Origin of the sequence: Streptomyces cyaneus, from assembly GCF_004028635.1 — a bacterium.
GTDB classification, from domain to species: Bacteria; Actinomycetota; Actinomycetes; order Streptomycetales; family Streptomycetaceae; genus Streptomyces; species Streptomyces cyaneus.
This window is the reverse complement of sequence record NZ_ML138678.1, coordinates 1,258,068-1,285,060: the sequence shown is the minus strand read 5'-3', so window position 1 is coordinate 1,285,060 and position 26,993 is coordinate 1,258,068. Positions and strand designations below refer to the sequence as shown.

Annotated in this window: 22 protein-coding genes and 1 pseudogene; 8 read left to right on the top strand and 15 right to left on the bottom strand. The window is 70.0% G+C overall.

Going from position 1 to position 26,993, the window contains the following annotated elements; translation table 11 throughout:
* Nucleotides 1-43 precede the first annotated feature (43 nt).
* Nucleotides 44-1,564: a beta-N-acetylhexosaminidase gene (locus tag EHO50_RS05690; RefSeq protein WP_246101027.1), complete on the top strand. Its 1,521-nt coding sequence runs from the start codon at nucleotides 44-46 to the stop codon at nucleotides 1,562-1,564.
* Nucleotides 1,565-1,724: 160 nt separating this feature from the next.
* Here the strand turns inward: EHO50_RS05690 and EHO50_RS05685 are convergent.
* The 10 genes and pseudogenes from EHO50_RS05685 to EHO50_RS05640 all read right to left on the bottom strand — a co-directional run.
* Nucleotides 1,725-3,494 (bottom strand): annotated as a pseudogene (locus EHO50_RS05685) (IucA/IucC family protein); the annotation flags it as partial.
* Nucleotides 3,491-4,033, bottom strand: a complete 543-nt coding sequence (locus EHO50_RS05680) for a GNAT family N-acetyltransferase (RefSeq protein ID WP_128428655.1) — start codon at nucleotides 4,031-4,033, stop codon at nucleotides 3,491-3,493. The pseudogene EHO50_RS05685 and the gene EHO50_RS05680, both read right to left, overlap by 4 nt.
* Nucleotides 4,030-5,313, bottom strand: coding sequence for a lysine N(6)-hydroxylase/L-ornithine N(5)-oxygenase family protein (locus tag EHO50_RS05675; RefSeq protein WP_128428654.1), 1,284 nt, complete (start codon nucleotides 5,311-5,313; stop codon nucleotides 4,030-4,032). The genes EHO50_RS05680 and EHO50_RS05675 overlap by 4 nt, the downstream gene beginning before the upstream one ends.
* Complete coding sequence (gene desA / locus EHO50_RS05670; RefSeq protein WP_128428653.1) at nucleotides 5,297-6,739, bottom strand: lysine decarboxylase DesA; 1,443 nt, start codon at nucleotides 6,737-6,739, stop codon at nucleotides 5,297-5,299. Before desA ends, EHO50_RS05675 begins: the two co-directional genes overlap by 17 nt.
* Nucleotides 6,740-6,890: 151 nt before the next feature.
* Complete coding sequence (locus EHO50_RS05665; RefSeq protein WP_128428652.1) at nucleotides 6,891-7,700, bottom strand: siderophore-interacting protein; 810 nt, start codon at nucleotides 7,698-7,700, stop codon at nucleotides 6,891-6,893.
* A 110-nt stretch (nucleotides 7,701-7,810) separates the two neighbouring features.
* Nucleotides 7,811-8,854 (bottom strand): ABC transporter substrate-binding protein, encoded by a 1,044-nt coding sequence (locus tag EHO50_RS05660; RefSeq protein ID WP_128428651.1) that lies wholly within the window; start codon nucleotides 8,852-8,854, stop codon nucleotides 7,811-7,813.
* Nucleotides 8,855-9,047: 193 nt separating this feature from the next.
* Nucleotides 9,048-10,208, bottom strand: coding sequence for an acyl-CoA dehydrogenase family protein (locus tag EHO50_RS05655; RefSeq protein ID WP_128428650.1), 1,161 nt, complete (start codon nucleotides 10,206-10,208; stop codon nucleotides 9,048-9,050).
* A 6-nt stretch (nucleotides 10,209-10,214) separates the two neighbouring features.
* Nucleotides 10,215-11,156, bottom strand: a complete 942-nt coding sequence (locus tag EHO50_RS05650) for a hydroxymethylglutaryl-CoA lyase (protein WP_128428649.1) — start codon at nucleotides 11,154-11,156, stop codon at nucleotides 10,215-10,217.
* Entirely contained in the window at nucleotides 11,153-13,096 is a 1,944-nt protein-coding gene (locus EHO50_RS05645) for an acetyl/propionyl/methylcrotonyl-CoA carboxylase subunit alpha (RefSeq protein ID WP_128428998.1), read from the bottom strand. The genes EHO50_RS05650 and EHO50_RS05645 overlap by 4 nt, the downstream gene beginning before the upstream one ends.
* 50 nt (nucleotides 13,097-13,146) lie before the next feature.
* Nucleotides 13,147-14,763: a carboxyl transferase domain-containing protein gene (locus tag EHO50_RS05640; protein ID WP_128428648.1), complete on the bottom strand. Its 1,617-nt coding sequence runs from the start codon at nucleotides 14,761-14,763 to the stop codon at nucleotides 13,147-13,149.
* Between the two features lie 96 nt (nucleotides 14,764-14,859).
* Between EHO50_RS05640 and EHO50_RS05635 the strand changes: the two genes are divergently transcribed.
* The 4 genes from EHO50_RS05635 (at nucleotide 14,860) to tesB (ending at nucleotide 18,154) form a co-directional block, all read left to right on the top strand.
* Nucleotides 14,860-15,456, top strand: a complete 597-nt coding sequence (locus EHO50_RS05635) for an SACE_7040 family transcriptional regulator (RefSeq protein ID WP_128428647.1) — start codon at nucleotides 14,860-14,862, stop codon at nucleotides 15,454-15,456.
* 29 nt (nucleotides 15,457-15,485) lie between these two features.
* The gene (locus EHO50_RS05630; protein WP_128428646.1) at nucleotides 15,486-15,980 is read left to right on the top strand and encodes a pyridoxamine 5'-phosphate oxidase family protein; all 495 of its coding nucleotides are present in this window, start codon (nucleotides 15,486-15,488) and stop codon (nucleotides 15,978-15,980) included.
* Nucleotides 15,981-16,083: 103 nt separating this feature from the next.
* Nucleotides 16,084-17,241 (top strand): acyl-CoA dehydrogenase family protein, encoded by a 1,158-nt coding sequence (locus tag EHO50_RS05625; RefSeq protein WP_128428645.1) that lies wholly within the window; start codon nucleotides 16,084-16,086, stop codon nucleotides 17,239-17,241.
* A gap of 46 nt (nucleotides 17,242-17,287) precedes the next feature.
* Nucleotides 17,288-18,154, top strand: a complete 867-nt coding sequence (gene tesB / locus EHO50_RS05620; RefSeq protein ID WP_128428644.1) for an acyl-CoA thioesterase II — start codon at nucleotides 17,288-17,290, stop codon at nucleotides 18,152-18,154.
* Between the two features lie 21 nt (nucleotides 18,155-18,175).
* On the opposite strand, the gene EHO50_RS05615 is transcribed toward tesB, so the two are convergent.
* From EHO50_RS05615 to EHO50_RS05605, 3 genes are all read right to left on the bottom strand, one after another.
* On the bottom strand, nucleotides 18,176-18,781 hold the full coding sequence (locus EHO50_RS05615) for a VTT domain-containing protein (RefSeq protein WP_128428997.1): 606 nt from the start codon (nucleotides 18,779-18,781) through the stop codon (nucleotides 18,176-18,178).
* Nucleotides 18,782-18,914: 133 nt separating this feature from the next.
* Nucleotides 18,915-19,706 (bottom strand): phosphatase, encoded by a 792-nt coding sequence (locus EHO50_RS05610; protein WP_128428643.1) that lies wholly within the window; start codon nucleotides 19,704-19,706, stop codon nucleotides 18,915-18,917.
* A gap of 91 nt (nucleotides 19,707-19,797) precedes the next feature.
* Entirely contained in the window at nucleotides 19,798-21,300 is a 1,503-nt protein-coding gene (locus EHO50_RS05605) for a PucR family transcriptional regulator (protein ID WP_128428642.1), read from the bottom strand.
* A 128-nt stretch (nucleotides 21,301-21,428) separates the two neighbouring features.
* Here EHO50_RS05605 and EHO50_RS05600 point away from each other — a divergent pair, with 128 nt between their 5' ends.
* Genes EHO50_RS05600 through EHO50_RS05590 form a run of 3 tightly spaced genes read left to right on the top strand, consistent with a single transcriptional unit; the run spans nucleotide 21,429 to nucleotide 25,615 of the window.
* Entirely contained in the window at nucleotides 21,429-22,883 is a 1,455-nt protein-coding gene (locus EHO50_RS05600) for a sodium:solute symporter family protein (RefSeq protein ID WP_128428641.1), read from the top strand.
* 54 nt (nucleotides 22,884-22,937) lie between these two features.
* The gene (gene speB / locus EHO50_RS05595; protein WP_128428640.1) at nucleotides 22,938-23,918 is read left to right on the top strand and encodes an agmatinase; all 981 of its coding nucleotides are present in this window, start codon (nucleotides 22,938-22,940) and stop codon (nucleotides 23,916-23,918) included.
* A complete protein-coding gene (locus tag EHO50_RS05590; RefSeq protein WP_128428639.1) occupies nucleotides 23,915-25,615 on the top strand; it encodes a thiamine pyrophosphate-binding protein in 1,701 nt (566 codons plus the stop codon). The genes speB and EHO50_RS05590 overlap by 4 nt, the downstream gene beginning before the upstream one ends.
* 4 nt (nucleotides 25,616-25,619) lie before the next feature.
* On the opposite strand, the gene EHO50_RS05585 is transcribed toward EHO50_RS05590, so the two are convergent.
* Both EHO50_RS05585 and EHO50_RS05580 read right to left on the bottom strand, forming a co-directional pair.
* Entirely contained in the window at nucleotides 25,620-25,862 is a 243-nt protein-coding gene (locus EHO50_RS05585; RefSeq protein ID WP_128428638.1) for a DUF2147 domain-containing protein, read from the bottom strand.
* Between the two features lie 127 nt (nucleotides 25,863-25,989).
* A complete protein-coding gene (locus EHO50_RS05580) occupies nucleotides 25,990-26,799 on the bottom strand; it encodes an endonuclease I family protein (protein WP_128428637.1) in 810 nt (269 codons plus the stop codon).
* Between the last annotated feature and the right edge of the window lie 194 nt (nucleotides 26,800-26,993).

The following is a 26,993-nucleotide window of genomic DNA, read 5'->3' as shown; positions in this document are numbered from 1 at the left end:
CCACAGAACGTTTCGCCTTCTCGGTTCCCTGCTGCTGGTCGCGATGGGCGCCTCGGTGACCGGGGCCGCCCCCGCGCAGGCGGCGTCGCCCACCCCGCTCGACCGGGTGGTCCCCGCGCCCGCCTCGGTCGCCCCGAGCGGATCCCCCTACCGGATCACCCGCGACACACACATACGCGTTGACGACTCCCGCGAGACCCGCCGCGTCGGCGAGTACCTCGCGACCGTCCTCCGCCCCTCCACCGGCTACCGCCTGCCCGTCACCGCCAACGGTGCCGGCGGAATCCACCTGCGCCTGGCCGAGGGCCCGTTCGGCGCCGAGGGCTACCGCCTCGACAGCGGCCGCAAGGGCGTCACCATCACCGCCGCGAGGGCCGCCGGCCTCTTCCACGGCGTTCAGACCCTGCGCCAGCTCCTCCCTGCGGCCGTCGAGAAGGACTCCGTCCAGCCCGGTCCCTGGCTGGTCGCGGGCGGCACGATCAAGGACACCCCGCGCTACGGCTGGCGCGGCGCCATGCTCGACGTCTCCCGGCACTTCTTCACCGTCGACCAGGTCAAGCGCTACGTCGACCAGCTCGCCCTCTACAAGATCAACAAGCTGCATCTGCACCTCAGCGACGACCAGGGCTGGCGCATCGCCGTCGACTCCTGGCCGCGCCTGGCGACCTACGGCGGCTCGACCCAGGTCGGCGGCGGCCCCGGCGGCTACTACACGAAGGCCGACTACAAGGAGATCGTCCGTTACGCGGCCTCCCGCCACCTGGAGGTCGTCCCCGAGATCGACATGCCCGGCCACACGAACGCGGTGCTGGCCTCGTACGCCGAGCTGAACTGCAACGGCGTGGCGCCCCCGCTCTACACCGGCACCGACGTCGGCTTCAGCTCGCTGTGCGTCGGCAAGGAGATCACGTACGACTTCGTGGACGACGTGATCCGGGAGCTCGCCGCGCTCACGCCGGGCAAGTACCTGCACATCGGGGGTGACGAGGCGCACTCCACCAGCCACGAGGACTATGTGAAGTTCATGGACCGGGTGCAGCCGATCGTCGCCAAGTACGGCAAGACGGTGGTGGGCTGGCACCAGCTGACCGGGGCGACGCCCTCGCCGGGGGCTCTGGCGCAGTACTGGGGGCTGGACGGCACCAGTGCCGAGGAGAAGGCGCAGGTCGCTGCCGCCGCGCGGAACGGGACCGGGGTCATCCTGTCTCCGGCCGACCGGATCTACCTCGACATGAAGTACACGGCCGACACCCCGCTGGGGCTGGACTGGGCCGGGCTGGTCGAGGTGAAGCGGTCGTACGACTGGGATCCGGGCAACTACCTTCCCGGGGCGCCTGCTTCGGCGATCAAGGGCGTGGAGGCTCCGCTGTGGACGGAGACGATCACGAAGTCTGCGGACGTCGAGTACATGGCATTTCCGAGGCTGGCCGGTGCGGCGGAGCTCGGGTGGTCGCCGGCTTCCACTCATGATTGGGAGCGGTACAAGGTGCGGCTTGCTGCGCAGGCTGAGCGGTGGGAGGCGTTGGGCATTATCTACTACCGATCGCCGCAGGTTCCTTGGTGATTCGTCTGCGGGCCGGTGGTGGCTGGTCGCGCCCCGCGGCGGAGCCGCAAATTGACACAGCCCCGCGCCCCTAAAAGAAGGGCGTGCTCGCCCCGGACGCATAGACGTGCACCCCCGGAGGACCGTACTCCGGGGGGGCCCGCCGGGCTGAGGGGCCGGACCGCCCCGCGATGGGGTTCTTCAGGTTGCCGACCAGTTGCAGGGCGCCCGCCGGGTCCGCGAGGTCGACCATCTGCTTGTTGTTGCGCAGCTGGAGGCGGTTGAGGCAGGACAGGGCGAACTCGGGGGCGAACATGTCGTACTGCTTGAACTTGTCGGCGAGTTCGGGCACCGAGTGCTGGTAGTCCCGGGTGACCTCGGCGACCGTGCGCCAGAAGTCGTCCTCCTCCAGGATTCCCTCGGCGGCGAGGTTCGCGGCGAGGAAGCGGAAGAAGCAGTCGAAGACGTCCGTGAAGATGGACAGGAGCTTCTTGTCCTCCGGGACTTCCACGCGCAGCCGCTCGACCGTCGGCGGCAGCACCGCGTCCGGGTCCATGACGGCGATCTCCTCGGCGATGTCCTTGTAGATCGCGCGCTCGACGACGCCGTCCTTCAGGACGAGGATGACGTTCTCGCCGTGCGGCATGAAGACCAGGTCGTAGGCGTAGAAGCTGTGGAGGAGCGGGGTGAAGTACGCCCGCAGGTAGCGGCGCAGCCACTGCGTCGGCGTCAGGCCCGACTGCTCGATCAGCGCGCCCGCGAAGGACGCGCCCTCGTGGTCGACGTGGACCAGGGAGGCCATGGTGGCCAGGGTTTCGCCGTCCCCGAGGGACGACACCGGGCTCTCGCGCCACAGCGCGGCCAGCATCTTGCGGTACGGCGAGTAGCGGTCCGTCGCCGCCTCGTACTCCAGGTGCCGGTAGCCGACGGCGGCGCGCTCGCGGATGATCGACAGGCCGGTCTCCCGCAGCACGGGGTCGTTGTCGATGAGCTGGGCCAGCCAGTCGTTGATGGCCGGGGTCGCCTCCATGTACGCCGCCGACAGGCCGCGCATGAAGCCCATGTTGAGGACGGACAGGGCCGTCTTCACGTAGTGCTTCTCGGGGTTGGACTTGTTGAAGAACGTCCGGATGGACTGCTGGGCCAGGTACTCGTCGTCGCCCTCGCCCAGGCAGACCAGGTGCTGCTGGGCGACCTCGGCGGCGAAGGTGACGGTGAGCTTGTTCCACCACTGCCAGGGGTGGACGGGGATGAGGAGGTAGTCGGCGGGGTCGAGGCCCTTCTCGCGCAGGATGCCGTGGAACCGCTCCACGGTCTCCTCGCCCAGCTCCTGCCGTACGAAGGACTCGTAGTCGATGCCGACACCGGCCGTGAACGCGGCGCGCGAGCGGTGTGCCGCGAGCCAGACCAGCCGGACCGGGCTCGCGGTCTCGGGGGCGTACGACAGGTACTCGTGGATGCCGAAGCCGAGCCGCCCGTTGTTCGCGACGAAGCAGGGGTGGCCCTCGGTCATGCCGGTCTCGATGGCCTGGAAGCCGGCCGTGGCCAGCTCGGCGACCGGGACCTGCGGCTTGGTGAGCTTGTAGCAGGTGCCGGAGAGGGTGGAGGAGATCTCCTCCAGGTAGACGGGCAGGACCTCGTCGCTCAGGCCCAGGGACTTCTGGAGTTCGATGAAGAAGTCCAGGGCGGCGAGCGGGCGTTCGGCCCCGTCCCGGTGGCGGGTGATCGAGTCGGCGTCGACCTGCCAGTGGTCGAGGGCGTGGGTCGTGGCCGTGAAGGTGTACCGGGTCAGGCCGTCGTCGCTGCGGACGACGTACGTGCCGTCACCGGTGGCCTCCGGTGTGATGAGGCGCTCGTGGGCGAACTCGGCGAGCGCCTTGCGGATCAGGAGGCGGTTGGCCCGCGCCCAGCGGTGGGGGGACAGATGCGCTACGGCGTCGGACAGGGTCATACGGCTACTCCTCGGGCGGCCACGAACTGCTCACGTGTGCAGAAGCTCAGCAGCGCCTTCTTCTCCGGCTTCTGGATCTCGCGCTCGGGCACGAAACCCACGGCTTCGTTCAGGGCGTGGACGGCCTTGTTGGTGACGTCCGGCTCCACGACGACCCGCTGCACCGCCGGGTCCTCGAAGAGGTGTGCCATGACGGCGGTGATGACGGCCCGCGTGAACCCGTGCACGGGCGTGTCGGTCGCGGGGGTGAGGAAGTGCATGCCGACGTCGCCGGGCTGCGGTTCGTACAGGCCGACCAGTTCGCGGTGGGCGGGGTCGTACTTCTCCATGAGGAAGACGGGCACGCCGTCCTCGTCGAGACCCAGCAGCGCGTGGTGGTGTTCGTCGGCCGCGATCTCCATGTAGGCGCGCTCGACGTCCTCCAGTTTCGCGTCCTGCATCATCCAGAAGGCGGCCTTGGGGTGGGTGACCCAGGCGTGCAGGAGCTCGGCGTCCTCGAGGGGGTCCAGCGGGCGGAAGGTGAACGTACCGATGCTCATACGGCGAACTCCTGGAAGGCGATCGTCTTCTCGACCGGGTAGTACTCGGTGCCGAGCAGCTCGCGGATGATGTACGCGTTCCGGTACGGGCCCATGCCCAGGTCGGGGCTGGTGATGCTGTGCGTGTGGACGCCGGCGTTCTGGAGGAAGACACCGCGGCCGGTGACGTCGACGGCGTAGTTGCGGGCGACGTCGTAGTTGCCCTGGGAGTCGTAGACCAGGCGGTCGCGCACGGGCTTGAGGAACTCCGGCTCGGCGTACTTGTAGCCGGTGGCCAGGACCAGGCCCTGCGAGTGGAGCTCGAAGTCCTTCTGCTGCTCCTCCTGGCGGAAGGACAGCGTGTACGTGCCGTTCTCGTACGTCGCGCCGTTCAGCGAGGAGTTGGTGAGCAGACGGGTCGGGACCGGGCCGCCGAGGTTCTTCTGGTAGAGCAGGTCGAAGATCTCGTTGATCAGGTCGCCGTCGATGCCCTTGAACAGGCCCTTCTGCTCGGCGGTGAGACGGTAGCGGGTCGGCTCCGGCAGCTCGCGGAAGTAGTCGATGTACTCCGGCGACGTCATCTCCAGCGTGAGCTTGGTGTACTCCAGCGGGAAGAAGCGCGGGGAGCGGGTGACCCAGTTCAGCCGGTAGCCGTGGACGTCGATCTCGCTGAGCAGGTCGTAGTAGATCTCGGCGGCCGACTGACCGCTGCCGACCAGGGTGATCGACTCCTTCTTCTGCAGCTCCGCCTTGTGCTGCAGATAGCGGGAGTTGTGGAGGAAGTCGCCGCCCAGGCCCTGGCAGGCCTCGGGTATGTACGGCGGGGTGCCGGTGCCGAGGACCAGGTGGCGGGCGCGGAAGAGCTCACCGGCGGCGGTCTTCACGACGTAGACCTCGGCCCCTTCGTCGTACGTCACCTCCGTCACCGTCGTGCTGAACCGGATGCTGCTCAGCTTGTTCGCGGCCCAGCGGCAGTAGTCGTCGTACTCGACCCGCAGCGGGTAGAAGTTCTCCCGGATGTAGAACGAGTACAGCCGGCCCTTCTCCTTCAGATAGTTGAGGAAGGAGTACGGCGAGGTCGGGTCGGCGAGGGTGACCAGGTCCGACATGAACGGCGTCTGGAGGTGGGCGCCGTCCAGGAACATGCCCGCGTGCCACTCGAAGTCGGGCTTCGACTCCAGGAAGACACCGTCGAGTTCGGCGATCGGCTCGGTCAGGCAGGCCAGGCCGAGGTTGAACGGGCCGAGCCCGATGCCCACGAAGTCATGGGTTCTGGTCGGGTTTTCAGGACGCGCGGTCAAGGGACTCTCCCAGGTACTGCTCGGCGTGGCCGGCGATCAGGTCGAGGACGGCGGCGATGTCTTCGGTCGTCGTCTCGGGGTTGAGCAAGGTGAACTTCAGGTAGTGGCGGGCGCCGACCTTCGTGCCCGCGACCACCGCGTCGCCGGAGGCGAACAGGGCCTTGCGGGCGTACAGGTTGGCGCGGTCGATCTCGGCGGGGTCGGTGACGGCGGCCGGGATGTAGCGGAAGACGAGGGTGGAGAGCGTGGGCTCCACGACCACGTCGAAGCGCGGGTCGGCGGCCAGCAGCTTCCAGCCCTCCACCGCCAGGTCGCAGACCTCGTCGAAGAGCTGCCCGATGCCGTCGGCGCCCATCACGCGCAGGGTCATCCACAGCTTCAGGGCGTCGAAACGGCGGGTGGTCTGCAGGGACTTGTCGACCTGGTTGGGGATGCGCTCGGTGACCATACGGCGCGGGTTGAGGTACTCCGCGTGGTAGGTGGCGTGGCGGAGCGTCGAGGCGTCCCGGACCAGCACGGCCGACGAACTCACCGGCTGGAAGAAGGACTTGTGGTAGTCGACGGTGACCGAGTCGGCGCGCTCGATGCCGTCGATGCGACCCCGGTACTTCACGGAGGCGAGCAGACCGCAGCCGTAGGCGGCGTCGACGTGCATCCAGGTGCCGAACTGCTCGCACAGCTCGGCGATCTCGGGCAGCGGGTCGATGGAACCGAAGTCGGTGGTGCCGGCGGTCGCGACGACCGCCATGGGGATCAGGCCGTCCTTGCGGCAGCGCTCCAGCTCGTGGGCGAGGGCGACGGTCTGCATGCGCTTGTCGTGGTCGACGGGGATGGAGACCACGGAGTCCTGGCCGAGGCCCAGCAGTTTCGCGGACTTCTTCACGCTGAAGTGGCTGACCTCGGAGGCGAAGATGCGCAGTTTGGCCAGGCTGTCGGACTTCGCCTCCTCACGGGCGAGGAGCAGGGCCTGGAGGTTGGACTGGGTTCCCCCCGAGGTGAAGACACCGTCGGCGTTCTCGCCGAGGCCTATTCGGGCGGTCGTCCAGTCGATGAGCTTGCGCTCGATCAGGGTGCCGCCGGCCGACTGGTCCCAGGTGTCCAGGGAGGAGTTGACGGCGGAGAGGATCGCCTCGCCGAGCACGGCCGGGATGACGACCGGGCAGTTGAGGTGGGCGAGGTAGCGGGGGTGGTGGAAGTAGATCGCGTCCCGGAGGTAGACGTCCTCCAGCTCGTCCAGGACCGCGGCGGTGTCGAGCAGCGGCTGGTCGAGGTCGATCGCGTCGATGGTGGGGGCGAGGGCGTCGACCGTGACGCCGGTGAACGGACGGTCGGTGGCGGCGAGTTTGGCTGCCACCCGCTCTATACCTTCGGTCACGGAGCGGCGGTACTGCTCCGCGGTCGTGTCATTGAGCAGGTGCGAGCGCATGGGGAGGTCCTCCGGTGGGGACGGGCCGTGAAGTGCGGGGTTCAACTTAGGCAAGGCTAACCTAACTAACTTTGGATCTGGGCAGCATCAAGGGTGACTACGGTCACTTGTGGTCGCAGTGGCTGCCCGATCGCCTTGCAGCCAGGGGCAGTTACTCCTGCGCGCGCAGCTGTTCCTCCGTCAGGCCCTGCCTCCAGTACCCCACGAAGGTGACCCGGCGACGGTCGACGCCGCGCTCCTGGACGAAGTGCCGGCGCAGCGCCTTCACGGAGCCGGACTCGCCCGCGATCCAGACGTACGGGTGGTTGGCGGGCGGGAGTTGAGCGGCGCGGATGGCGCTGACGGCCTCCTCCTGGACCAGCCAGGTGATCTCGGCGTCGGCGTCGGTCTCCAGGTCCTGGATGTCCCCGGCGTCGTGCACCTCCAGCCATACCCGGGCACGGGTGCCGGCCGGGAGGGATTCGAGGATGGCGGAGACGGCGGGTACGGCGGTCTCGTCGCCCCAGATCACCACGAGGTCGGTGTCGTCGGCCGGCCGGAACCGGATCGCCCGGTTGTCGGCGATCGCCGGGCCGAGCAGCAGGACGCGATCGCCGGCGGCGGCACGGGAGGCCCAGTGGGAGGCGGGGCCGGCCGGGGTGTGCAGCACGAAGTCGATGTCGATCTCGTCGGGGTTCCGGCGCAGAGCGCGGAGCGTGTACGACCGCATCACGGCCCGTACGTCGTCGGGGAGTTCACGCCACCCCTGCCACCAGCCGTCACCGAACTCAAGGGGGACCTGCGGCTCGCTCTGCCCCGGATGCGGCAGGAACAGCGACAGGGACTGGTCACGCCCGTCGGAGAAGAAGTACTGCAGATCGTCCCCGCCGAAGGTGACCCGGACCAGAGACGGCCCGAGCCGCCTCGTCCGTACGACCTGGAGGGAGAAGAAACGGAACGGGGCGGCGACAGCCGTGGTCATGGGGGTAACTCCTGAATCGACGTCAGGGGTGCCAACCTCAGGGGCGCGGGGAACTGCGCGACCAGCCACAACCGGCCCGCAGTCGCCCCGCAACCTCAAGTGGCCCTTGTTTAGGCGACCTTTTTGGCCTTCTCGATGGCCTCGGCCAGGCTGGTCAGCAGCGGCGTGCACTTGGCGTAGGAAAGAATCGGCTCGGGCGAACGCGCGATGACCTGCCCGGCCTTCACCGCAGGCAGCTTCTTCCAGGTCGCCTCGGTGATGTCGGCCGGCTGAATCGTCGAGGACCGGTCGTCCATCATGATGATGTCGGCCGGGTACTTGTCGACGTTCTCCCAGCTGAGGGTCTCGTACCAGCCGCCCTCCTCCTTGGCCTTCTCCGGCGGCTCGACGAAGTTCACGCCGAGGGCCTTGAAGTACTCGAGGTCGATGGAGAGGTTGGTGCCGGAGACGTAGAAGATGTCCTGGCTGGCGGAACCGGCCAGCACCTTGATCTCGGGACGAGCCTTCGCGGCCTTGCGCAGCCGCTCGGCGGCGGCCTCGAAGTCCTTCTTGGACTGGGCGACCTTGTCGGCCTTCATGTCCGCGCCGAGCGACTCGGCCAGCTCCCACATCCGCTCCAGCGGCTTGGTCAGCTGGCGGTCGTAGACGGAGATCGCGGCGCTCGGGGCGAGCTTGGCGATCTTGTCCTTGGATGCCTCGGGGACGTACCAGAGGGTGCCGGCGCTGTCGAAGGTCGTGGAGATGAGGACCTCGGGGGCGAACGCCGCGTACTGCTCGACGTTGAACTGGTCCCAGACGTTGCCGAAGACGGTCAGCTTGCTGACGTCCATGTCGCCGGCCTGGACGTCGGCCTTGCCGTCCTGCGTCTTCGTCGGGCCGAAGACGCCCTTGACCTCGATGCCGTAGTCGTACAGGGCGGCCGCGACACCGACGAAGGCGACGATCTTCGTCGGGACCTTGTCGAGCTTCACGGTGGTGCCGCGGTCGTCCTTGAACGTCCAGGGGCCGGACTTGGCAGCGGTCGTGGCCTCGCTGGAGCCCTCGCTTTTCGCGTCGTCGTCTCCGCAGGCCGCGAGCACGGCACCGAGGCCGAGGGCGCCACCCGCGGCGAGGATGCCGCGGCGGGTGAGGTGGGTGGCTCTTGCGTTGGACATGAGTACGCTGCTTTCGAACAGGGCGGATCACCGGCCGGACAATTCGAAGATAGGTTAGCCTAACCTCATCTGATGTCCCAGGGGTGGGGGCCCTTGTGATCGAAGCTGTGTGCGGGCTGTGCGGGATGTGCGCTCAGCCCGCGAGGCCCAACTTCCTTGAAATCAAGGGTTGTTGGGCCTCGCCGCGACGGGATCAGCCCGCCAGCCCCAACTCCCGCGCGATCAGCATCCGCTGCACCTCGCTCGTTCCCTCCCCGATCTCCAGGATCTTGGAGTCCCGCCACATGCGGGCGACCGGGTACTCGTTCATGAAGCCGTAGCCGCCGTGGATCTGCGTCGCGTCGCGGGCGTTGTCCACCGCGATCGTCGACGAGTACAGCTTCGCCAGCGCGGCCTCCTTCTTGAAGGGTTCGCCGGCGACCAGGCGGCTCGCCGCGTCGCGCCAGGCCAGGCGGGCCGTGTGGGCCTTCATCTCCATGTCGGCGATCTTGAACTGGATGGCCTGGTTGGCGCCGATGGGGCGGCCGAAGGCGTGGCGCTCCTTGGCGTACTTCACCGACTCGTCGACGCAGCCCTGCGCGAGGCCCGTCCCCAGCGCCGCGATGGCGATGCGGCCCTCGTCCAGGATGCGCAGGAACTGGGCGTAGCCGCGGCCCTCCTCGCCCAGGAGGTTGGCCGCCGGGACGCGGACGTCCGCGAAGGAGAGCTCACGGGTGTCGGAGGCGTTCCAGCCGACCTTGGAGTACGGGGCCGCGACCGTGAAGCCGGGGGTGCCGGACGGGACGATGATCGACGAGATGAGCGGCTTGCCGTCCGGCTTGCGGCCGGTGACCGCCGTGACCGTGACCAGGCCGGTGATGTCCGTGCCGGAGTTGGTGATGAAGCATTTGGTGCCGTTGATCACCCATTCGTCGGTCTCCGGGTCGAGCCGGGCCGTCGTACGGGTCGCGCCCGCGTCCGAGCCGCCGTCGGGCTCGGTCAGCCCGAAAGCGCCGAGCATCTCACCGGAACACAGACGCGGGAGCCACTCCTGCTTCTGCTCGTCCGTGCCGAAGAGATGGATCGGCATCGCGCCGAGCGAGACGCCCGCTTCGAGGGTGATCGCGACCGAGGAGTCCACGCGGGCCAGCTCCTCCAGCGCGATGCCCAGCGCCAGGTAGTCGCCGCCCATGCCGCCGTACTCCTCCGGGAACGGCAGACCGAACAGGCCCATACGGCCCATCTCCCGCACGATCTCGTACGGGAACTCATGACGCTCGTAGAAGTCGCCGATCTTGGGCGCCACGACGTCGTGGGCGAACTCCGCAACCGTGCGGCGGAGTTCCTCCAGTTCGGGGGAGAGACGGTGGTCCATGGTTGGTCACTGCTCCTTGTGGGAGAGGGCTCGTACGGTGCGGGACGGGCTGGGTCGGCCCAGTTGCTCGGCCATCCACGCGCTCGTGGCGACGAGGCGGTCGAGGTCGACTCCGGTGTCGATGCCGAGGCCCCGCAGCATCCACACGAGGTCTTCGGTGGCGAGGTTGCCGGTGGCGGACTTGGCATACGGGCAGCCGCCGAGGCCGCCCGCGGAGGCGTCCACCGTGGTGACTCCGTGTTGGAGGGCGGCGTAGGTGTTGGCCAGTGCCTGGCCGTAGGTGTCGTGGAAGTGGACACCCACAGCTGCCGCCGGGATGCCGGCTTCCTCCAGCGCCGCCAGAAGCGCTGTCACGTGCCCCGGGGTCGCGACCCCGATCGTGTCGCCGAGGCTCAGCTCGTCGCAGCCCATGTCGACCAGCGCCCGGCAGACCCGGACGACCTGGGGAACCGGGACGGCCCCCTCCCACGGGTCGCCGAAGCACATCGAGAGATAGCCGCGGACGTGGAGGTCCTGCGCCTGCGCCTTCGTCACCACCGGCTCGAACATGGCCAGCGCCTCGTCCACCGTGCGGTTGAGGTTGGCCTTCGCGAAGGACTCGGTGGCGCTCGCGAAGACGGCGACCCGGGTCGCGTGCAGCGACAGGGCCCGATCCAGGCCGCGTTCGTTCGGCACGAGGACCGGCAGGTCCACCGGCAGGCCGGCGACGAGCGGGAACAGCTGCTCGGCGTCGGCGAGTTGGGGCACCCACTTGGGGTGGACGAAGCTGGTGGCCTCAATGGTCGTCAGTCCCGCGTCGGCGAGGCGGCGGACGAACTCCGCCTTGACCTCGGTCGGCACGGTCGACTTCTCGTTCTGCAGGCCGTCGCGCGCGCCGACCTCGTGGATGCGGACGCGGGCGGGCAGACCCGCCGCCGGTACGGCCATGGGGAGACCCTCGACTGTCATTCCGCCGCCTCCTCGTGAGGTGCGACGACCGCCAGGACCTGGTCCATGGCGACCGTCGTGCCGGGCGTGACGTCCAGTTCGGCGACCGTGCCGGCGTGCGGGGCGGAGATGACGTGCTCCATCTTCATCGCCTCGACGACCAGCAGGCTCTGCCCGGCGGCCACTTCGTCCCCGACGGCGACCTTCACCACCGTCACGGTCCCTGGCATGGGCGCGGTGAGCGAGTCGGCGCCCGCGTGTGCGGCGCCGGTGAGCGAGGCGGCCACCGGATCGTGGTCGCGCACGTGCCAGGCGTCGCCGTCGCGGCCCAGCCAGGTGCCGTCCGGCAGGGCGGCGCGGTGGAAGGTGTGGCGGACACCGTCGAGGGTGACGGCCACACGGTCGTCCGTGACGGTGTGGGCGCCGCGCGGGACGTACTCCACGGGGTCGGTGATCCGCAGAGGGAAGCCGACGGGCCTGGGCTCGCCGCCCATGCGCCATCCGCTCGGCACGGAGAACGGATCGGTCCACCCCTCACCACTAGGCCGCAGAGCGTCCAGGCGCACGGCCGCCGCGGCCTCGTACACCTCGTCCGGTACGTCGGTGGAGACCAGGTCGTCCACCACGCGCTCGACCAGCCCCGTGTCCAACTCACCCGCGACGACCGCAGGATGCGCGAGCAGCCGCCGCAGGAACCCGGCGTTCGTCTGCACGCCCAGCGTGACCGTCTGCGCGAGGGCCGCCCGGAGCTTGCGGAGCGCGGTGGCGCGGTCAGGGCCGTATGCGATCACCTTGGACAGCATCGGGTCGTACAGGCTGCCGACCTCGGTGCCCTCGCTGAGCCCGGAGTCGGTGCGGATGCCGTCGCCCTGGGGCTCGTGCAGCTTGAGGACCGTGCCGCCCGAGGGGAGGAATCCACGGGAGGGGTCCTCGGCGCAGATGCGGGCCTCGACCGCGTGCCCGGTGAGCGTGATGTCGTCCTGCTTGTACGGCAGTTGCTCACCCGCCGCCACCCGCAGCTGCCACTCCACCAGGTCCAGGCCCGTGATCAGCTCGGTGACGGGGTGCTCCACCTGGAGGCGGGTGTTCATCTCCATGAAGTAGTACGAGGAGGGATCGCCGCCCGGCACGATGAACTCCACCGTGCCCGCGCCCCGGTAGCCGCACGAGCGCGCCGCCTGCACGGCCGCCTCGCCCATCGCCGCCCGGGTCTCCTCGTCGAGCAGCACACTCGGCGCCTCCTCGATGATCTTCTGGTGCCGCCGTTGCAGCGAGCACTCGCGCTCGCCGAGATGGACGACGTGGCCGTGTCCGTCCGCCAGCACCTGGATCTCGATGTGCCGGGGCCGGTCGATCCACCGCTCGACGAGGAGCGTGTCGTCACCGAAGGAGGCGCGGGCCTCGCGGCGGGCGGCGGCGATCTCGTCGCCCAGCACGGCCGCGTCCCGCACCAGCCGCATGCCCTTGCCGCCACCACCGGCGGAGGGCTTGAGCAGTACGGGCATGCCGATCTCACGGGCGGCGTCGGCGAGTTGGCCGTCCGTGAGCCCGCTGCCACTGGAGCCCGGCACGACCGGCACCCCGGCCGCCTTCACCGTCTCCTTGGCGCGGATCTTGTCGCCCATCAGGGAGATGGCGTCGGCGGGCGGCCCGACGAAGACGAGCCCGGCGTCGGCGCACGCGCGCGCGAAGCCGGCGTTCTCCGCGAGGAAGCCGTAGCCGGGGTGGACGGCCTGGGCGCCCGTGCGGGCCGCCGCCTCCAGCAGCCGCTCCACGGACAGATAGCTCTCGGCGGCCGGCGCCGGACCGATCCGTACCGCCGTGTCCGCCTCCCGGACGTGCCGTGCGTCGGCGTCCGCGTCGGAGAAGACGGCCACCGAGCGCACGCCCAGCGAGCGGAGCGTGCGGATCACGCGGACGGCGATCTCGCCCCGGTTGGCCACGAGGACCGTGTCGAACATGGTCTGCGGCGTCGTCGTTGTCGTCGGCATCGTCATCGTCACAGTCCCCCTCACATCCGGAAGACGCCGAACTGGGGCTCACCCAGGGGCGCGTTGGCACAGGCGGTCAGGGCGAGGCCCAGCACCTGACGGGTCTCCAGCGGGTCGATCACGCCGTCGTCCCAGAGGCGGGCCGTCGCGTAGTAGGCGTTCCCCTGGCGCTCGTACTGCTCACGGATCGGCGCCTTGAAGGACTCCTCGGCCTCCGCGGGCCAGTCCTCGCCCCGCGCCTCCAACTGGTCCCGCTTGACGGTCGCGAGGACGGAGGCGGCCTGCTCGCCGCCCATGACGGAGATCTTGGCGCCCGGCCACATCCACAGGAAGCGGGGGGAGTACGCGCGCCCGCACATGGAGTAGTTCCCCGCGCCGTACGACCCGCCGACCACCACTGTCAGCTTCGGCACGCGCGTGCAGGCCACCGCCGTCACCATCTTGGCGCCGTGCTTGGCGATGCCGCCCGCCTCGTAGTCCTTGCCGACCATGAACCCGGAGATGTTCTGCAGGAAGACCAGCGGGATCCCGCGCTGGTCGCACAGCTCGATGAAGTGGGCGCCCTTCTGGGCCGACTCGGAGAACAGGATGCCGTTGTTGGCGACGATGCCGACCGGGTGGCCGTGGATGCGGGCGAAGCCGGTGACCAGGGTCTGGCCGAACTCGGCCTTGAACTCCGAGAAGCGGGAGCCGTCGACCACGCGCGCGATGATCTCGCGTACGTCGTAGGGGGTGCGGGAGTCGACGGGAACGGCGCCGTAGAGGCCGTAGGGGTCGACCTTGGGCTCGACGGCGGGCTGGACCTCCCACGGCAGGGTCCCGCGCGCGGGGAGCGTGGCGACGATGTTCCGCACGATCCGCAGGGCGTGCGCGTCGTCCTCGGCGAGATGGTCGGTGACACCCGACACGCGCGCGTGGACGTCGCCGCCGCCGAGCTCCTCCGCCGTGACGACCTCACCGGTGGCGGCCTTCACCAGCGGGGGACCGCCGAGGAAGATCGTGCCCTGGTCGCGGACGATGACGGCCTCGTCGCTCATGGCGGGGACGTAGGCGCCCCCGGCGGTGCACGAGCCGAGCACGGCGGCGATCTGCGGGATCCCGGCCCCGGACATCCGGGCCTGGTTGTAGAAGATCCGCCCGAAGTGCTCGCGGTCCGGGAAGACCTCGTCCTGCATGGGCAGGAAGGCACCGCCGGAGTCGACGAGATAGAGACAGGGGAGGCGATTGTCGAGCGCGACCTCCTGAGCCCGCAGATGCTTCTTCACGGTCATCGGGTAGTACGTCCCACCCTTGACCGTGGCGTCGTTGGCGACGATCACGCACTCGCGCCCGCCGACCCGCCCGATCCCGGCGATGACGCCGGCGGCCGGGGCCTGTCCCTCGTACATGCCGTCGGCCGCGAGAGGAGCGAGCTCCAGGAAGGGGGAGCCGGGGTCGAGGAGGGTGTCCACCCGGTCCCTGGGCAGCAGCTTCCCGCGCGCGGTGTGCCGGGCGCGTGCCTTCTCGCCGCCTCCCAGCCGGGCGGCGGCGAGCTTGCCGCGCAGCTCCTCCACCAGCGCCCGATGGGCCTCCTCGTTGGCCCGCCAGGCCTGAGACGCGGGATCTGCCGCGCTCACAAGCTCCGGTGCCTCGTGCATCCTGCGGTCCCCTCACCAGTGGTCCACCAGTTAATGAGCGTTAACGCATTTCCTTCAGGTTAACGACCGCTAACCTCCCTGTCTAGAATTGCTTGCATGGCCACCAGAACCGACGCCCCGACCCGCCGCGAACAGATCCTCAAGGAGGCCGCGCGGCTCTTCGCCGAGCGTGGATTCCACGGCGTCGGTGTCGACGAGATAGGCGCCGCCGTGGGCATCAGCGGCCCCGGTCTCTACCGGCACTTCGCCGGCAAGGACGCGATGCTCGCCGAGCTGCTGGTCGGCATCAGCGGCCAGCTGCTGACGGGCGCGAAGCGACGCCTCGCGGAGGCCGACGGGGTGCCGGCCGAGGCGGTCCTCGACTCCCTCATCGAGGGCCACATCGACTTCGCCCTCGACGACCGCCCCCTCATCACCCTGCACGACCGCGAGCTGGACCGCCTGCGCGACAGCGACCGCAAGCTCGTACGGCAGCTGCAGCGGCAGTACGTCGAGCTGTGGGTGGAGGTGGTGCGCGAGGTCTACCCGGACCTCACCGAGCCGACGGCCCGCTCGGCCGTGCACTCGGTGTTCGGGCTGCTGAACTCGACGCCGCACCTGGGGCGGCCGGGGTCGCTGCCGGGGCGGGGGGGCACGGCGGAGCTGCTGCACCGGATGGCTCGGGGGGCGTTCGGGGCGGCCGGGGTGGAGTAGGGCTCCGATCGGATGAGCAAGGGGGATGTATGGCTGACGACACCCGCAGTGCCGCACGTGTGATCATCGACGAGAACTTGTACATGGTGCTGGCCACCGTGGGCTCGGACGGCGCTCCCTGGGCCTCGCCCGTCTACTACTCCACCGAGGACGGACGGGACTTCTACTGGGTCTCGTCCCCCGAGGTCACGCACTCCCGCAATATCGCCCATGAGCCCCGGATCGGGATCGTCATCCACGACTCACGCGCGCGTGTCGGCACGGCGAGCCCCCGTGCGCTGTATATGACCGCCATGGCCGTGGAAGTGCAGGGCGACGAGATGCTGGAGGGCCTGCGGGTCATTCCGGGCCCCGGTGAGCGCGGTGGACGCAAGCTCGCCTTGGCGGAGGTGCGCCCGCCGGCGCCGTGGCGGGTGTACCGGGCGCGGGTCGCCGCGTACTCGATGATCTGCCCGCGTGATGCGGGGCAGCCCTGCGCCGAGCACGGGCTGGATTACGAGCACCGGGGTGACGTACGGCTCTGAGCGTGACGAGCGTTACGGACCTTGACCCCTGGACGCCCGTTGATACTCGCCGGTACGGTTGAGTGAGCAAGCGCTTAGACATGTACCGGTGGAGGTGGGCGGCGTGCGCCGTACGGTGTTCAACGAGGATCACGAGGCGTTCCGGGAGACCATCCGCGCCTTCATCGAGGCCGAGGTCGTCCCGGTCTACGACGAGTGGTTCGCGGCCGGCCAGGCGCCGCGCGACTTCTACTACAAGCTCGCCGAGCTCGGCGTCTTCGGCATCCGCGTCGACGAGGAGTACGGCGGCGCCGGCATCGACTCGTACAAGTTCGAGGCCGTGATGTACGAGGAGACGTCTCGCGCGGGCGTCCAGTTCGGTGGCTCCGGCGTGCACGTGCTGCTCGGCCTGCCGTACATCAAGATGCTCGCCTCCGACGAGCAGAAGAAGCGGTTCCTGCCGAAGTTCGTCTCCGGTGAGGAGATGTGGGCGCTGGCGATGACCGAGCCGGGCACCGGCTCCGACCTCGCGGGCATGAAGACCACCGCCAAGCTCTCCGAGGACGGCACGCACTACGTCCTCAACGGCGCCAAGACCTTCATCACCGGCGGTGTGCACGCCGACCGCGTGATCGTCTGCGCCCGCACCGACGCGCCCAGCGCCGAGGACCGCCGCCACGGCATCTCCCTGTTCGCCGTGGACACCAAGTCCGAGGGCTACTCCGTCGGCCGCAAGCTCGACAAGCTCGGCCTGAAGACCTCCGACACCGCCGAGCTGGCGTTCGTCGACGTGAAGGTCCCCGTCGAGGACCTCCTCGGCGAGGAGAACAAGGGCTTCTACTACCTCGGCCACAACCTCGCCTCCGAGCGCTGGGGCATCGCCTTCGGTGCCTACGCGCAGGCCAAGGCCGCCGTCCGGTTCGCTCAGCAGTACGTGCAGGAGCGCACCGTCTTCGGCAAGCCGGTCGCCGCCTTCCAGAACACCAAGTTCGAGCTGGCCGCCTGCCAGGCCGAGGTCGACGCGGCCGAGGCCGTCGCCGACCGCGCGCTGGAGGCGCTGGACGCGGGCGAGCTGACCCCCGCCGAGGCCGCGTCCGCGAAGCTCTTCTGCACCGAGGTCGCGCACCGCGTGATCGACCGCTGCCTGCAGCTGCACGGCGGCTACGGCTTCATGAACGAGTACCCGATCGCCCGCCTGTACGCGGACAACCGCGTCAACCGCATCTACGGCGGCACCAGCGAGATCATGAAGACGATCATCGCCAAGGACATGGGTCTGTAAGGGCCTCGAAACCCCAGGAAATGACTGGCGGGTACAACTGTCTGCCATGAGCCAGGCACTACAAGATCTCCTCGATCTGCTCGACCTGGAGCAGATCGAGGAGAACATCTTTCGCGGCCAGTCCCGGTCCGCCGTCGTCCCGCGTGTCTTCGGCGGGCAGGTCGCGGCCCAGGCGCTGGTCGCCGCCGGGCGTACGGTCCCCGAGGACCGGCACGCCCACTCCCTGCATGCGTACTTCCTGCGCATCGGTGACCCGGGCGCGCCCATCGTGTACACCGTCGAGCGCATCCGCGACGGCCGCTCCTTCACCACCCGTCGCGTGGTGGCGGTCCAGCACGGCCGGCCGATCTTCTCCCTGTCGGCGTCCTTCCAGACGCACGAGGAGGGCCTCGACCACCAGACCCCGATGCCGCCCGCGCCCGACCCGGCCGGCCTGCCCACCTCCCAGGAACGGCTGCGCGGCTACGACCACATCGCGCCCGAGATCCTCGAGAGGTTCCTCGAGGCACGCGAGGCCGTCGACCTGCGGTACGTCGACGAGCCGCCGTACGGCAAGTTCGGCGAGCCCCGCGAACCGCACTCCCAGGTCTGGTTCCGCACCAACGGCAAGCTGGCCGACGACCCTCTCCTGCACGTCGTACTCGCCACGTACGTCTCGGACATGACCCTCCTCGACTCGGTGCTGCTGGCGCACGGGCGGGGCGGCTGGGCCGTCGGGGACGTGGTCGGCGCCTCGCTGGACCACGCGATGTGGTTCCACCGGCCGTTCCGCGCGGACGAGTGGCTGCTGTACGACCAGGAGTCACCCTCGGCGCACGGCGGACGAGGGCTCGGACAGGCCCGCATCTACACGCAGGACGGGCAACTGGCGGTGTCGGTGATCCAGGAGGGTGTGGTCCGGATTCCGCGGTGACGGCTCATCCGTCACCTCGCCTCAGCTCGCCTCACTCGCCTCACCTCGCGCCGCGCCCCGTCGCGCCCGGGACAGTCGTACGCCCAGGAGCCCGACAGCCAGCACGCCCACGATCGCCAGAAACACCTTGGAGTAGAGCCCCACCAGGTCGGTGACCTCGTGCCAGCGGGCGCCGAGGGCGTAACCGGCGGCGATGAAGGCGGTGTTCCAGATGAGGCTGCCCGCCCCGGTGAGGGCCAGGAATATGGGCAGCCGCATGCGTTCCACGCCGGCCGGGATCGAGATCAGGCTGCGGAAGATGGGCACGAAGCGGCCGAAGAACACGGCCTTGGTGCCGTGCCGGACGAACCACGCCTCGGTGCGTTCCACGTCCGCGACCTTCACCAGCGGCAGCCGCGCCGCCACCGCGAGCAGCCGGTCGCGGCCGAAGAGCGCGCCGAGCAGATACAGGGCGAGTGCGCCCACCAGCGAACCCACCGTCGTCCAGGCGACCGCGGCGGCGACGTCCATCCGGCCCTGGCTCGCCGTGAACCCCGCCAGCGGCAGGATCACCTCGCTCGGCAGCGGCGGAAAGAGGTTCTCCAGGGCGATGGCCAGCCCGGCGCCCGGCCCGCCCAGCTTCTCCATCAGGTCGGCGGCCCATCCGGCGACTCCGCCGACGGGCGCTTCGGGCGCAACAGCGATGATCATGCGCGCCATTTTACGAAGTCTTGACCTAAGGGCGGCGTCAGGAGGGGCTGCGGTGAAGCGAATGCAACCCCTACTCGACCAGGCCCGCCTCGCCCAGCAGGTACGCCGTCATCGGGTCGTAGAAACGCGGGCTGATGACGTGGTCGTCCAGCGGGACCACCACCTGCACCGTGCCCTCCGACTCCGCGAGGAACAGCGCCGGGTCGTTGCAGTCGGCGTAACCGACGGAGTCCACCCCGTGCTGGCCGGCGTATCCCGCCCAGCCGTGGTCCGCGACGACCAGGTCCGGCAGCGGACGGCCCGCGCGCTCAAGTCCCGTCAGGATGGCCTTCATCGGCTCGCCGGAGTGGGTGTGCCAGAGGGTGGCGCCGTGCTCCAGGACCGCCACGTCGGCGAACTGCATGACGTAGCCCTCGTCCGTCTGCAGGCCCTCCGGGATGACGACGATCTCGCAGCCCGCCGTGCGCAACGCCGCCGCCGTGGCGCGGTGGACGTCCAGCAGGCCGCCCGGGTGGCCGGTCGCGAACAGCACCCGCTGCTGACCGTCCGCCGCCTTGCGCAGGCGGCCCGCCATGCGCTCCAGGGCGGCCACCGTCAGCTCGGGGTCGATGGTGTCCTGGCCATGGCGGTGCTCCGCGTCGTCGTTCACCCCGACGCGCTCCGCCATCACCGCGAGGACGTCCTGCTCGTCGGTCCAGCGGTCGCCGAGTTCCAGGCCGAGCCAGTAGTGGCGGTCGCCGTTCGCCAGCTTGCGGTAGTGGGAGAGGTTGTTCTCGCGGGGAGTGGCGACGTCACCCGCGATACGGGTTCTGACGAGGTGGTCGACGAGCTCGGCGCGGCTGGGTGTCCCGGGTATCGGCATGGTCCCCATTGTGAGGCAGACAACTGTCGGAACGCCCGCGTCCGGTGCGCGTGCGACGCGGGTCACTGTGTAGATCACCGTTCGGTGTGGATCACCGTTCGCTGTGACGCAGGGCGAACCACAACTCCATGCGTACGTCCGGGTCGTCCAGGTCCGAGTCGAGGAGCACCGCGCAACGGGCGATCCGTTGCCGGACGGTGTTGCGGTGGACGGACAGGGCGACGGCCGTGCGGTCCCAACTGCCGTGCAGGGAGAGCCAGGTGCGCAGGGTCTCCGTGAGGGGACCGGTGAGGGGCGCGAGGAGGGCGCGGGCGTGGGCCTCCGCCTCGTCGGGGGAGAGCAGGTCCGTGAGGGCCGGGCGGTGGGTGCCGTGCCGGAACAGGGGCGTGCGGGTGGCCCTCGCCCGGGACAGGGCCCGGGCCGCCTGGGTGTCGGCCGTCGGCCAGTCGTGCGGGGTCGTGGGGGCGCTGACGCCCAGGGTCCAGCCGGACTGCGGGACCGGTTCGCGGTCCGCCGGGACGAGGACGCGTACGACGTCCCGCGCCAGGTCGACCAGCGGGGAGCCGAGCGCCGCGCCCAGCGCCGAGGCCGCGACCGGATCGCAGGGCTGGGTGTCGGGGCGGCCGTGCACCACGAGCCACCGGTCGGCGCCGAGCAGCGGGGCCACCGCCTGCGGCTCGGCGCCCAGCAGCAGCCGTACGAGAGCCGACGAACGGTCCGCTCCCGAGCCGCTCTGGTGCTCGCCGGTGAGCAGGGAGAGGAGTACGGCGGCGACGGAGGCGATGGTGTGGTCGCCGGGGTCGCGGTGCGGGGCGGCGACGCCGAGGACGAAGCCCTGGCCGGCGCCGAGGGCGTAGGTGGCGAGGTGGGTGCCGGCGATGGTGTCGGATGCGGAGGTGGGGGTTCCCGGACCCGAGGGGCGTACGACCACCGCGAGCTCGGCCAGTGCCCCGCTCACCGCCTCCTCGGGCCCCCGACCCGCCTCCCCGATCACCGCCCCCTCCGGCCCGTACAGCACCGCCCAGCCCGCCACCCGCTGGGCCAGCTGCCGCAGGACCGCACGTACCGGATCCGGGCGGGAGGCCGCTGCCGCCAGGCTCTGCTGGGCCTCCGTCACGCGCCGCAGTTCGGCGTGGCGGGCCTGGGCCATGAGCTGCCAGACCGCGCGGGCCACGCCCGAGAACGTCGTCCGGGGCGGGACCTCCAGAAGCGGCAGACCGTACATGTCGCACGCCGCCACCAGGGCGCGCGGCACCGTGTCGTGCACGGGGGCGAGCCCGAAGCCGAGCGCCGCGCCGCCCGCCGCCACGATCCTCGACACGTAGTCGTCGAAGTAGGTCCCCGAACCCGCCGCCTCCGGGATGTGCACCCCGGCCGTCAGCAGCAGCTCGCCGCCCAGCAGATACGGATACGGATCGGCCATTTCCGAGGTGTGCGCCCAGTGGATGACCGTGCCCGTGTCCGTGCCTGTGCCTGTGTCCGTGCCAGTGTCCGTGTCCCGCGGGCCGGCGATCTGGCGCAGGCCCAGGTCCTCGCGGGCCAGGAGCGCCGCGAGCGGTACCGGTGGGGTGGGCGGAACGGCTGGGTCCGGCATGTGGATGTTTCCTCCAGTCACGCAACCGCGGATGGATGAAACGTACACTTCGCAGTCGCTTTCCGGCCACCTAGTGTCGACGTCTGTCACCCCCCGGCGACTAGAGCGTTCGATTGAGGGAGGTCCCCGTGGCCGTCGACTACACAGTCATCGTCGTCTATCTGGCCGGCATGCTGGCCATGGGCTGGTGGGGCATGCGCCGCGCCAAGTCCAAGAGCGAGTTTTTGGTCGCCGGGCGGCGGCTCGGCCCGACGATGTACTCCGGCACCATGGCCGCGATCGTCCTCGGCGGCGCGTCCACCATCGGCGGTGTGGGGCTCGGCTACCAGTACGGGCTCTCCGGCGCCTGGATGGTGTTCACCATCGGCCTCGGGCTCCTCGCCCTCTCCGTCTTCTTCTCCGCCCGCATCGCCCGCCTGAAGGTCTACACCGTCTCCGAGATGCTCGACCTGCGCTACGGCGGCCGGGCCGGTGTCATCTCCGGTGTCGTCATGTGGGCGTACACCCTCATGCTCGCGGTCACGTCGACCATCGCGTACGCCACGATCTTCGACGTCCTCTTCGACATGAACCGCACCGTCGCGATCATCCTCGGCGGCTCGATCGTCGTCGCCTACTCCACGCTCGGCGGCATGTGGTCGATCACCCTCACCGACATGGTGCAGTTCGTGGTGAAGACGGTCGGGGTGCTGCTGCTCCTGCTGCCCATCGCCGTCGTCAAGGCGGGCGGCTTCAGCGAGATGAAGGCCAAGCTCCCGACCGAGTACTTCGACCCGCTCGGCATCGGCGGCGAGACGATCTTCACCTACGTGCTCATCTACACCTTCGGCATGCTCATCGGGCAGGACATCTGGCAGCGCGTCTTCACCGCCCGCAGCGACAGGACCGCCAAGTGGGGCGGCACCGTCGCCGGCACCTACTGTCTCGCCTACGCCCTCGCCGGCGCCGTCATCGGCACCGCGGCCAAGGTGCTCTACCCCAAGCTCGCCAGTGCGGACGACGCGTTCGCGACCATCGTCAAGGACGAACTCCCGGTCGGCGTACGCGGGTTGGTGCTCGCCGCCGCCCTCGCCGCAGTGATGTCCACCTCCTCCGGCGCGCTCATCGCCTGCGCGACCGTCGCCAACAACGACATCTGGTCGCGGCTGCGGGGGAGGATCACGACCGGTGAGCGAGACGAGGTGCAGGGCAACCGCGCCTTCATCCTCATCATGGGCCTCGCCGTGATCGCTACGGCCATCGCGCTGAACAATGTCGTCGAGGCGCTGACGGTGGCGTACAACCTGCTCGTCGGCGGACTCCTCGTCCCGATCCTCGGCGGACTGCTGTGGAAGCGGGGCACGGCCCAGGGCGCGCTCGCCTCCGTCGCGGTCGGCGGTCTCGCCGTCATCGGCCTGATGGCGACCTACGGCATCCTGGCCAACGAGCCCGTCTACTACGGCCTGCTCTCTTCCCTCGCCGTCTACATAGCCGTCTCCTTGATGACAAGGCCGACCGACGCGGCCGTACTCGCTGCCTGGCGTGAGCGCCTTGCCGGGCGGAACCCCGAACTCGTGTCCGAACCGGTGCCGGCTCCCCAGTAGAGTCACAGGCAGAAGTACATACGCGACGAAGCGTAGGAAAGAAGGCATTTCACGATGACTGGCAACGAGACGCCCCGCGGCCCCGTCGACTCCTCCCGTATCCCTCGGTACGCCGGACCCGCGACCTTCGCCCGGTTGCCCCGCCTCGACGAGGTCGGCCGCGCCGATGTCGCCGTGGTCGGTGTGCCGTTCGACTCGGGCGTCTCGTACCGGCCGGGCGCCCGCTTCGGCGGCAACGCGATCCGGGAGGCTTCCCGGCTGCTGCGCCCGTACAACCCGGCGCAGGACGCCTCTCCCTTCGCCCTCGCGCAGGTGGCGGACGGCGGGGACATCGCGGTGAACCCGTTCAACATCAACGAGGCCGTCGAGACGGTCGAGGCTGCCGCGGACGACCTGCTCGGCACGGGCGCCCGCCTGATGACCCTGGGCGGCGACCACACCATCGCGCTGCCCCTCCTGAGGTCGGTCGCCAAGAAGCACGGCCCGGTCGCGCTGCTCCACTTCGACGCCCACCTCGACACCTGGGACACGTACTTCGGCGCGGAGTACACCCACGGCACCCCGTTCCGGCGCGCGGTCGAGGAGGGCATCCTCGACACCGAGGCGCTCTCCCACGTCGGCATCCGCGGCCCGCTGTACGGCAAGCAGGACCTGACCGACGACGAGAAGATGGGCTTCGGCATCGTCACGTCCGCTGACGTCTACCGGCGCGGCGCCGACGAGGTCGCCGACCAGCTGCGCCAGCGCATCGGCGACCGCCCGCTCTACATCTCCATCGACATCGACTGCCTCGACCCGGCGCACGCCCCCGGCACCGGCACCCCCGAGGCGGGCGGCATGACCTCCCGCGAGCTGCTGGAGATCCTGCGCGGCCTGGCGTCCTGCAACCTGGTCTCCGCGGACGTCGTCGAGGTGGCGCCCGCGTACGATCACGCCGAGATCACGTCGGTGGCCGCGTCCCACACGGCGTACGAACTGACCACGATCATGTCCCGCCAGATCGCGGCGGCCCGTAAGGAGAACGAGGGCAAGTGACCCACGACCACGACCTGGTACTCCGCCCGACGGAGGCGCAGATTGCAGCCGCTCTGAATCCTCCCGCCGGCCGCAACGGCGGAGACCTGGTCGTGGAGACGCTGGCCGGGCTCGGCGCGACGACGGTCTTCGGGCTGCCCGGCCAGCACGCACTGGGCATGTTCGACGCGCTGCGCCGCTCCGACCTGCGGTACATCGGGCTGCGGGTGGAGAACAACGCCGGGTTCGCGGCGGACGCGTACGGCCGGATCACGGGCGAGGCTGCCCCGCTGCTGCTGTCGACGGGCCCGGGGGCGCTGACCTCGCTGGCCGCGCTGCAGGAGGCGGCCGCGGCGTCGGCCCCCGTGCTGGCGATCAGCAGCCAGATCCCGACGGCCGGCCTGGGCGGCGGCCGCCACGGCTACCTGCACGAACTCCCCGACCAGGCGGCCTCGTTCCGGGGCGTGGTGAAGTCGGTCCACACGGTCCGCACCCAGTCCCAGATCCCCTCCGCCGTCGAGGCGGCCTGGAAGTCGGCGCTCACGGCCCCGCACGGGCCGGTGTGGGTGGAGATCCCGCAGGACGTGCTGCTGGCGCAGACGTCGATCCCGGTGGTGACGGGCGGCGACGCCTTCCCCGAGGAGCTGCCGCCGCGCCCGGAACTGACGGCGGTGGCAGCCGACTTGCTGTCCCGAGCCGCTCGCCCGGCGATCATCGCGGGCGGGGGAGTGGTACGGGCGGACGCATCGAGGAAGCTCCGTCAGCTGGCGGAGACGCTCCAGGCCCCGGTCGTCACGACGCCGGGCGGCAAGGGCGCCTTCCCCTGGACGCACCCCCTGTCCCTCCAGTCCTGGATCGAGGACCGGCACACCACCGACTTCCTGGAGGACGCCGACGTACTCCTCGTCGTCGGCTCGGGCCTCGGCGAACTCTCCTCGAACTACCACACGTTCAAGCCGCGAGGCCGGGTCATCCAGATCGAGGCCGACCTCGGCAAGCTGGAGTCCAACCACCCGGCGCTGGGCATCCACGCGGATGCGCGGCTCGCCTTGCAGGCACTGCTGGAGACGGTGACGGAGCGCGAGGACGGCCGGGCGGGCCCGTCGGCGCCGGAGCGCGTCCGTGAGGTCCTCGCGAAGGTCGCCGACCGCATCGCCGCCCAGGAACTCACCCTGGAACAGGGAGTGTTGGCGTCCGTACGCCGTGCCCTGCCCGCCGACTCCCCGTCCTTCTGGGACATGACCATCCTGGCCTACTGGGCCTGGTCGGCCTTCGACGCCAAGGGCCCCAACCACATGCACTCCGCCCAGGGCGCCGGCGGTCTCGGCTACGGCTTCCCGGCAGCCCTCGGCGCGGCGGCCGCGGACCCGACCCGACCGGTCCTCGCGGTCTCCGGCGACGGAGGGGCCCTGTACTCGATCGCCGAGCTCGCGACGGCACGCCAGTACGACCTGAACGTCACCTGGCTCATCGTCGACGACGGCGGCTACGGCATCCTGCGCGAATACATGACGGACGCCTTCGGCCAGGCCACGGCAACGGAACTGACGCGACCGGACTACGTGGCGCTGGCCGAGTCCTTCGGCGTCCCCGGGGTCCGTACGACCCCGGAGACCCTGGAGGCCGACCTGGCGAAGGCGCTGTCCGAGCCCGGCCCGTCGGTGGTCGTCCTCCCGGCGGTGCTGCGGATGTTCGCGCCGACGCACCTCACGACGTGATGCCTCAGCGGCCGTCGCGCGTGTCGTCGATGTGGTCGCGGTTGTAGCAGGCGTCGTCCAGCGCGGGACCGGTCCACGGCACGGCTACCGGTACGAGCGCGAGTGCCTGCCTGCAGAGGTAGGCGGTGGAGAGGTCCCGGTGGCCGGCGATGTTGATACGGCCCCGGTCGCCGTCGTCGGCGTGGGCCGGGCCGGCTAGTACGAGGGCTGCCATGGTGAACGCGGCGAGCGCGCTGATCTTCTTCATAGCCGGGTCAACGGCATCGGATCGGCGCAGGTTATTCGGCTGCACAGGTGGTGCCCGAGCGCGCCAGGGGCCGACGAGGCCCCTGGCGCGTCCACGGCTCTACGGTGACTGAGCAGGGCCCGGTCGCCTACCAGATCGCCTCGACCCACTCCGGGTGGTCGATGAACGGGTTGCGGTTGTGCTGGTAGCTGTCGTAGATGACCTCGTTGCGGCGCTCCTCGAAGGCGCTCGGCGGGTCCGCCTCGTTCCACGCCTTGAGGACGGAGAGCTTGCCCATGTAGGGGGCGGAGCCGTTGCCGACCCTCTCGTTGGGCTCCAGGTCGGCGAAGCCGTCGTCGCCCTCGTAGCGCACGGCCATGTAGAGGATCATGCGGGCCACGTCGCCCCGGTCCGCGGCGCGCGGCGCGAAGGAGTCGGAGTCGACGGTGCTGCCGCCGCCGTTGGTGACGGCGCTGCCGCCGTTGTCGAAGTCCAGGTTGCCGCGGATGCTGTTGACCTGGACGTCGCACGCGCGCAGGTGGTGCAGGTCGGTGCCGGGGCCGGTCACCTCGCCGAAGTCGCCGTGGGACTTGGCCCAGGTGTGCTCGCGGTTCCAGTTGCCAGTGCTGCCGCCGTTGAGGGACTTGCTGCGGGAGACGCCGCTGTACAGCAGGAGGACGTTGCTGCTGTTGTTCGGGTCCTGGTCGGCTACCTTCAGCGCGTTCCAGACTGCCGAGTAGGAGATCTTCGTCTGGTCGCTGATGATCGTGTGCAGCGAGTCCTTCAGGGCCGTGCCGGACTTGCCGATCGCGTCGGCGTAGTACGTGTCGTCGTACTCCGTCGTCGTCGCGGCGGCCGGGGAAGCGGTGAGCGCCGGGGTGGTGAGGCCGACCAGGACGGCTGCCGTCGTCAGCGCCACTGACTTCCAGCGGCTGCGGCGTATGCGTGTCGCCAGCATGTGGGGTGTCCCATCTACGCGGGTTGAATGGAGGCGGCAAACGGGAGAGTGGCATGGACATGCGGTGGTGTCGAGGGCTTGCGCGTGTCCATTGGGTGACGGGAAACGGCAAATCGGGGCTGTCTACGCGAGTTGACGCGTGGTCGGGAATGCGGAACGGCCCCCGGCGGGTGGGCTGGGGGCCGTTGAACGTG

Excerpts from the sequence above, each read along its gene's own strand:
- EHO50_RS05610 (WP_128428643.1), bottom strand. The coding sequence starts at position 19,706 with ATGCCGATACCCGGGACACCCAGCCGCGCCGAGCTCGTCGACCACCTC.
- EHO50_RS05585 (WP_128428638.1), bottom strand. The coding sequence starts at position 25,862 with ATGAAGAAGATCAGCGCGCTCGCCGCGTTCACCATGGCAGCCCTCGTA.
- tesB (WP_128428644.1), top strand. The coding sequence starts at position 17,288 with ATGAGCCAGGCACTACAAGATCTCCTCGATCTGCTCGACCTGGAGCAG.
- EHO50_RS05615 (WP_128428997.1), bottom strand. The coding sequence starts at position 18,781 with ATGGAGAAGCTGGGCGGGCCGGGCGCCGGGCTGGCCATCGCCCTGGAG.
- EHO50_RS05660 (WP_128428651.1), bottom strand. The coding sequence starts at position 8,854 with ATGTCCAACGCAAGAGCCACCCACCTCACCCGCCGCGGCATCCTCGCC.
- EHO50_RS05690 (WP_246101027.1), top strand. The coding sequence starts at position 44 with ATGGGCGCCTCGGTGACCGGGGCCGCCCCCGCGCAGGCGGCGTCGCCC.
- EHO50_RS05645 (WP_128428998.1), bottom strand. The coding sequence starts at position 13,096 with ATGTTCGACACGGTCCTCGTGGCCAACCGGGGCGAGATCGCCGTCCGC.
- EHO50_RS05665 (WP_128428652.1), bottom strand. The coding sequence starts at position 7,700 with ATGACCACGGCTGTCGCCGCCCCGTTCCGTTTCTTCTCCCTCCAGGTC.
- EHO50_RS05680 (WP_128428655.1), bottom strand. The coding sequence starts at position 4,033 with ATGAGCATCGGTACGTTCACCTTCCGCCCGCTGGACCCCCTCGAGGAC.
- speB (WP_128428640.1), top strand. The coding sequence starts at position 22,938 with ATGACTGGCAACGAGACGCCCCGCGGCCCCGTCGACTCCTCCCGTATC.
- EHO50_RS05605 (WP_128428642.1), bottom strand. The coding sequence starts at position 21,300 with ATGCCGGACCCAGCCGTTCCGCCCACCCCACCGGTACCGCTCGCGGCG.
- EHO50_RS05640 (WP_128428648.1), bottom strand. The coding sequence starts at position 14,763 with ATGCACGAGGCACCGGAGCTTGTGAGCGCGGCAGATCCCGCGTCTCAG.
- desA (WP_128428653.1), bottom strand. The coding sequence starts at position 6,739 with ATGCGCTCGCACCTGCTCAATGACACGACCGCGGAGCAGTACCGCCGC.
- EHO50_RS05580 (WP_128428637.1), bottom strand. The coding sequence starts at position 26,799 with ATGCTGGCGACACGCATACGCCGCAGCCGCTGGAAGTCAGTGGCGCTG.
- EHO50_RS05655 (WP_128428650.1), bottom strand. The coding sequence starts at position 10,208 with ATGGACCACCGTCTCTCCCCCGAACTGGAGGAACTCCGCCGCACGGTT.
- EHO50_RS05650 (WP_128428649.1), bottom strand. The coding sequence starts at position 11,156 with ATGACAGTCGAGGGTCTCCCCATGGCCGTACCGGCGGCGGGTCTGCCC.
- EHO50_RS05635 (WP_128428647.1), top strand. The coding sequence starts at position 14,860 with ATGGCCACCAGAACCGACGCCCCGACCCGCCGCGAACAGATCCTCAAG.
- EHO50_RS05630 (WP_128428646.1), top strand. The coding sequence starts at position 15,486 with ATGGCTGACGACACCCGCAGTGCCGCACGTGTGATCATCGACGAGAAC.